This is a genomic window from Enterobacter cloacae complex sp. IR53041 (assembly GCF_049238285.1).
In the GTDB taxonomy this organism is placed as follows: domain Bacteria; phylum Pseudomonadota; class Gammaproteobacteria; order Enterobacterales; family Enterobacteriaceae; genus Enterobacter; species Enterobacter roggenkampii.
Genome location: NZ_JBMKHB010000066.1, coordinates 1 through 5,305, shown reverse-complemented (window position 1 = coordinate 5,305; position 5,305 = coordinate 1). Strand labels below are relative to the sequence as shown.

Here is a 5,305-nt window from a genome sequence, read left to right as displayed (position 1 = left end):
CTGAACAGGAGGGACAGCTGATAGAAACAGAAGCCACTGGCGCACCTCAAAAACACCATCATACACTAAATCAGTAAGTTGGCACCATTACCCAGGTTGTCATAACGGGGACAAATTTCGGTTCTGTGATTTAGATACAGTTGAACCTGCCTGTCATTCCGTCGTGACAATGAACATTCTTGCTTCCTGGGCGAGCTGGCGTTCAGCCTTAATCGGCGCATATTTTTCCGAATGATAGAAGGCAAGGGCCTGATTTAACGTCGGGAATTCAAAAATGCCCGCATAGGGTAACGGCTCTTCATCACCTTCCAGTACCTGTGCGACAGCACCAAAATGAACAATTTTACCGCCTGCTTCCTCTAATGCTGAGGTGAAGCGGGGGGCAAGGCTGGCCTGTCTGGCTGGGTCAATAACGCGTAAGTTGATATGAACAAAGGCTGGCATAACCGTTCCTCAAGTATGCTTAATAGTGTATATACAGTATTAACTTTAGCATTGAATGTCGAGATGAAATGATGAGCAACATTGATGTGACGTTGTTGAAGGCCATTCCGGAAGTCTGCCCGGCGTTTCAGGCGCGCGCTACTGCTCGGGCTATTACGCGCTATTACAACGCCTGCTTCAGACCGTTTGATCTGACCGCTGAGCAGTTCAGTCTGATAGTTGGCATCGGGGGTTCTCCTAATGAAACCGTTGCGGAACTCGCCGCCAGAGCAGGGGTGGATGCGACAACACTGAGTCGAAATATCCGTAGTCTGGAGTCCCGAGGCATTATTGGCTCTACTGGAGGGCGTGGACGTTCAGGAAAACGACTCATGTTGACGGGGGAAGGCTGGCGTCTGCTTGAACAGGTCATTCCGGTATGGCAATCCGCTAAGCAGGAATTGTCCCAACTTATGGGCAGCGAGCAGCTTAGCCTTACGACGAAGATGATGAAAAGTCTTGCCAGAATCAGCGCTTCTCTATGACTCTCTCCGCATCACTGCCCATTTCTGCAAAACGGCAAAGCCTCAACCGGGCGCAATGCCCGGTATCGTGTTCATATTGCGTGGCAGCTTACGGAAGCCATAATTTTATTCCCGCCGATATTACCCATAATTAGCTCGAGTAATTTCCGGTATTCCTTACGGGTCATCACCTCGGCCCGTATTTCGGTTTTTCCTTCTGCTTGCGCCGTATCGCAATAAATGGCTTTCAGACTCAACGTCAACTCTTTCGCCATGTTGACCACACTCTGCCGCACCGCATCTTCATGCTCGTCATCACAGGTGATTTTCAGGACATAGCATTTTTCGCCTTCATGGATCGCGGGCAGTTGATTAATCCGCTGCGCAGCTTCGCGAAGCAGGATGTTGGCGCACAGAATAATCACGCTGGCCATACCGGCATTCCAGAATTGACCTAATCCACATAGCACGCCAATTCCGGCCGAACACCACAGCGTCGCGGCGGTATTAAGACCGCGAATATTCATTCCCTCACGCATAATAACGCCAGCGCCAAGAAAGCCTATTCCGGAGACAATCTGCGCTGCAATACGCCCCGGGCTATCGGGTGACGTCGAGAGGGAACTTAAAATAAACACGGCCGCACCCGTTGCAACCAGAGCATTGGTGCGAAGCCCGGCCATACGCTGACGCCACTGTCTTTCCGCGCCAATAATTGCGCCCAGCAGCATCGCTGCGAGCAGATGAGAGATATAAGGGAACATCAGCCTGTCGCCTGTTAACATGGTTACACGATAAGCGTCAGCGCTTCACAAAGCACAGTATGACGCCGTTAAAACGCAAAGCATGTCAGCGCGAGGGCGGTGGAAAGAGTGAATGATTAAACATGAACATCGCGATGCCCCACAAATTTGGTCGTTCTTAATGTATTGGGATGCAATCACGTCAAGAGGATTGCTGCCCACCGTTAAGGTAAGCAGCGAGAAAATCGCGTCAGCTTACCTTCGTATCAACGATAAAATGGCTTTCCAACGAAGGACTCCTGTGAAATTTTTTGCCAGTATAAGCAGGCGCAATAATGAGTAAAGTAAAAAAACAGCGCCCTTGATGTATTGTTTAAGTTTGCAGGGAATATTTTTCAGACGTCATCTGATTTTCAAAAATACCCGGTATACTGCATTTTGCTAATTTCAGGCAATAACAGGCAAGGCAGGAAGTATGTCTCTTCGTTCGCTGCGGGCGTTATGCCTGACAAGTTTTTTCATTGCTGATGTTCGTGATGGTCTGGGGCCTTTCCTCGGTATTTTCCTGACCGAACGCCACTGGACCCCTGATGATATCGGCATCCTGATGACGGCCGGCGGGCTGGCGGGGTTACTGGCCACGCTGCCGGCGGGATTCATCACCGACACCTCCCGCAACAAGCGCGCTGTGCTCGCGCTGCTGTGCATTCTGATCACGCTCAGCACGCTTCTGCTCTGGTTTAGCCAGCAGAGCGGCGTTGTCGCCGTGTCGCAAGTCGTCACCGGTATCTGTGCGGCATTTGTCGGGCCGTTAATCGCCGGGATTACGCTAGGGCTGACCGGCCAGAGCGGATTCAGCGCGCAGATGGGCAAAAATGAGGCGTTCAATCACGGCGGCAACTTTGTTACCGCACTGATTGCAGGGGGCATTGCCTGGTACTGGGGCGTCGGCGGAATTTTCCTGCTGATGACCTGTACCACGCTGTTAACGCTCTGCGCGCTGCTTGCCATTCGCAACGGGGATATCGACAACGACGCGGCGCGTGGGCTGTCCTCTTCCGCGAGCCTGCCGGTTCCCGGATTTGCCGTGCTGATAAAAAACCGGGCGCTGTTGGTGACCGGACTGACGCTGCTGCTCTTTCACCTGGCGAACGCCGCGCTGCTGCCGATGCTGAGCATGAGGGTGGCCGCCGCGCCCGCCTCGATCAACCCCGGTTTGTACGCGGCCGGTACCGTCATCATTTCTCAGGCCGTGATGATCCCCGTCGCCATCTGGGCCTCGCGCCGGATCGAACACTATGGCTACTGGCGCTTGATTATGTTGGCGCTGCTGGTTATGCCGGTGCGTGCGGCGCTGGCGGCATCCACGGATGCGCCGTTAATGATGATCCCGGTACAAATTCTCGACGGCCTGGCCGCCGGGATCCTGGGGGTCGTCGTACCGTCGTTTATTGTGGTGCTGCTGCGCGGAAGCGGGCACGTCAATGCCGGGCAGAGCGTGGTGATGTTGATGCAGGGAGTAGGGGCATCCATGAGTCCGGCATTAACCGGGACGATCGCCGGTCATTACTCGTTTGCGACGGCATTCAGCGTTCTGAGCGCGATTGCGCTGGTGGCCGTTCTGCTATGGTGGTGCTTTGCGCACCGGACCTGGGAAACTGACAGTACGCCGGATGGGGCATAGACGCCACCCGGCGTCACGCTTACGCCAGTTCGTTAGGGCACGCTTCGCCCTTTTCCAGCTGCTGCAGGTTCCCCAGCGTGGTTTCAGAAATGCTGATCAGCGCTTCGGCCGTCAGAAACGCCTGGTGACCGGTAAACAGCACGTTATGGCAGGCAGAGAGGCGACGGAACACGTCGTCCTGGATGACGTCATTAGACTTGTCTTCAAAGAACAGATCGCGTTCGTTCTCATACACGTCCATCCCCAGCGCGCCAATCTTCTGGGTCTTCAGGGCTTCGATAGCAGCCTGAGAATCAACCAGCCCGCCGCGGCTGGTGTTGATGATCATCACGCCATCCTTCATCTGGTCAAACGCCGCCTGGTTAAGCAGGTGATAGTTTTCCGGAGTCAGCGGACAGTGCAGGGAAATCACGTCGGACTGCGAGAACAGGGTCGGCAGGTCGACGTACTCCACGCCCAGATCCAGCGCTGCGGCGCTTGGGTACGGATCGAATGCCAGCAGACGCATGCCAAAGCCTTTCAGAATGCGCAGGGCAGCCACGCCAATTTTACCGGTGCCGATTACGCCAGCGGTTTTGCCGTACATGGTAAAGCCGGTCAGCCCTTCCAGCGAGAAGTTGGCGTCACGGGTGCGCTGATAAGCGCGGTGAATACGACGGTTGAGGGACATCATCATGCCAATCGCATGTTCAGCCACTGCTTCCGGGGAGTACGCCGGAACGCGCACCACCTTCAGACCCAGCTCTTTTGCCGCGTCGAGGTCCACATTGTTGAAGCCCGCACAGCGCAGGGCGATGTACTTCACCCCCTGTTTTTTCAACTCTTCCAGCACCGGGCGACTGCCGTCATCGTTTACGAAAATGCAGACGCCTTCACAGCCGTGCGCCGTTTTGGCGGTTTTTTCGGACAGCAGAAAGTCGAAAAATTCAAGCTCAAACCCGTAAGCCTCGTTAACATGTTGCAGATACTTTTTGTCGTACTGCTTTGTGCTATATACTGCGAGTTTCATAAGACTTTCTCCAGTGATTTTGCATTCACGTTAGCATGATTAAAATTATCTTACAATTTCTAAAATATTATTGAATTCAATAAGTTCTATCAATTATTCTAGAGCATATGTGCACCCTAACTCCATGATATTCATATCCACCGATTTCTTAAGCGGGACTGACACCAGCGACATGTCTGCTTGTTTTACTCTAAGGGGGCTATGGGGGAGACTAAAGTCACAACAAGTGCGTATGTTTGGGTAAGTGGTTTCCCAATGCTTGAAAATGTGACTACCTTTAGCTGTTAAAATGACGTAGCTCTTTGAATGTCCTAACATCGAAGGTAGGGTGATGCTGCCAACTTACTGATTTAGTGTATGATGGTGTTTTTGAGGTGCTCCAGTGGCTTCTGTTTCTATCAGCTGTCCCTCCTGTTCAGCTACTGACGGGGTGGTGCGTAACGGCAAAAGCACCGCCGGACATCAGCGCTATCTCTGCTCTCACTGCCGTAAAACATGGCAACTGCAGTTCACTTACACCGCTTCTCAACCCGGTACGCACCAGAAAATCATTGATATGGCCATGAATGGCGTTGGATGCCGGGCAACCGCCCGCATTATGGGCGTTGGCCTCAACACGATTTTCCGCCATTTAAAAAACTCAGGCCGCAGTCGGTAACCTCGCGCATACAGCCGGGCAGTGACGTCATCGTCTGCGCGGAAATGGACGAACAGTGGGGATACGTCGGGGCTAAATCGCGCCAGCGCTGGCTGTTTTACGCGTATGACAGGCTCCGGAAGACGGTTGTTGCGCACGTATTCGGTGAACGCACTATGGCGACGCTGGGGCGTCTTATGAGCCTGCTGTCACCCTTTGACGTGGTGATATGGATGACGGATGGCTGGCCGCTGTATGAATCCCGCCTGAAGGGAAAGCTGCACG

Annotated in this window: 5 protein-coding genes and 1 pseudogene; 3 read left to right on the top strand and 3 right to left on the bottom strand. The window is 53.4% G+C overall.

Annotated features, from left to right (window positions below; genetic code table 11):
- Window positions 1–153: 153 nt before the first annotated feature.
- Window positions 154–444, bottom strand: coding sequence for a DUF1330 domain-containing protein (locus tag ACOTXF_RS23535; RefSeq protein WP_045414932.1), 291 nt, complete (start codon window positions 442–444; stop codon window positions 154–156).
- Window positions 445–512: 68 nt separating this feature from the next.
- Between ACOTXF_RS23535 and ACOTXF_RS23530 the strand changes: the two genes are divergently transcribed.
- On the top strand, window positions 513–968 hold the full coding sequence (locus ACOTXF_RS23530; RefSeq protein WP_223861886.1) for a MarR family winged helix-turn-helix transcriptional regulator: 456 nt from the start codon (window positions 513–515) through the stop codon (window positions 966–968).
- Between the two features lie 71 nt (window positions 969–1,039).
- Here the strand turns inward: ACOTXF_RS23530 and ACOTXF_RS23525 are convergent, their stop codons facing one another.
- Window positions 1,040–1,711: an MgtC family protein gene (locus ACOTXF_RS23525; RefSeq protein WP_047747144.1), complete on the bottom strand. Its 672-nt coding sequence runs from the start codon at window positions 1,709–1,711 to the stop codon at window positions 1,040–1,042.
- A 454-nt stretch (window positions 1,712–2,165) separates the two neighbouring features.
- Here ACOTXF_RS23525 and ACOTXF_RS23520 point away from each other — a divergent pair, with 454 nt between their 5' ends.
- Complete coding sequence (locus tag ACOTXF_RS23520; RefSeq protein ID WP_047747142.1) at window positions 2,166–3,374, top strand: MFS transporter; 1,209 nt, start codon at window positions 2,166–2,168, stop codon at window positions 3,372–3,374.
- A 19-nt stretch (window positions 3,375–3,393) separates the two neighbouring features.
- Here the strand turns inward: ACOTXF_RS23520 and ACOTXF_RS23515 are convergent, their stop codons facing one another.
- Window positions 3,394–4,383 carry a 2-hydroxyacid dehydrogenase gene (locus tag ACOTXF_RS23515; protein ID WP_008502392.1) on the bottom strand — a complete coding sequence of 330 codons (990 nt, stop codon included), beginning with the start codon at window positions 4,381–4,383 and terminating at the stop codon, window positions 3,394–3,396.
- A 382-nt stretch (window positions 4,384–4,765) separates the two neighbouring features.
- Between ACOTXF_RS23515 and ACOTXF_RS23510 the strand changes: the two are divergent.
- Window positions 4,766–5,305, top strand: a pseudogene (locus tag ACOTXF_RS23510) (IS1-like element IS1B family transposase); the annotation flags it as partial.

Excerpts from the sequence above, each read along its gene's own strand:
- ACOTXF_RS23535 (WP_045414932.1), bottom strand. The coding sequence starts at position 444 with ATGCCAGCCTTTGTTCATATCAACTTACGCGTTATTGACCCAGCCAGA.
- ACOTXF_RS23530 (WP_223861886.1), top strand. The coding sequence starts at position 513 with ATGATGAGCAACATTGATGTGACGTTGTTGAAGGCCATTCCGGAAGTC.
- ACOTXF_RS23515 (WP_008502392.1), bottom strand. The coding sequence starts at position 4,383 with ATGAAACTCGCAGTATATAGCACAAAGCAGTACGACAAAAAGTATCTG.
- ACOTXF_RS23520 (WP_047747142.1), top strand. The coding sequence starts at position 2,166 with ATGTCTCTTCGTTCGCTGCGGGCGTTATGCCTGACAAGTTTTTTCATT.
- ACOTXF_RS23525 (WP_047747144.1), bottom strand. The coding sequence starts at position 1,711 with ATGTTCCCTTATATCTCTCATCTGCTCGCAGCGATGCTGCTGGGCGCA.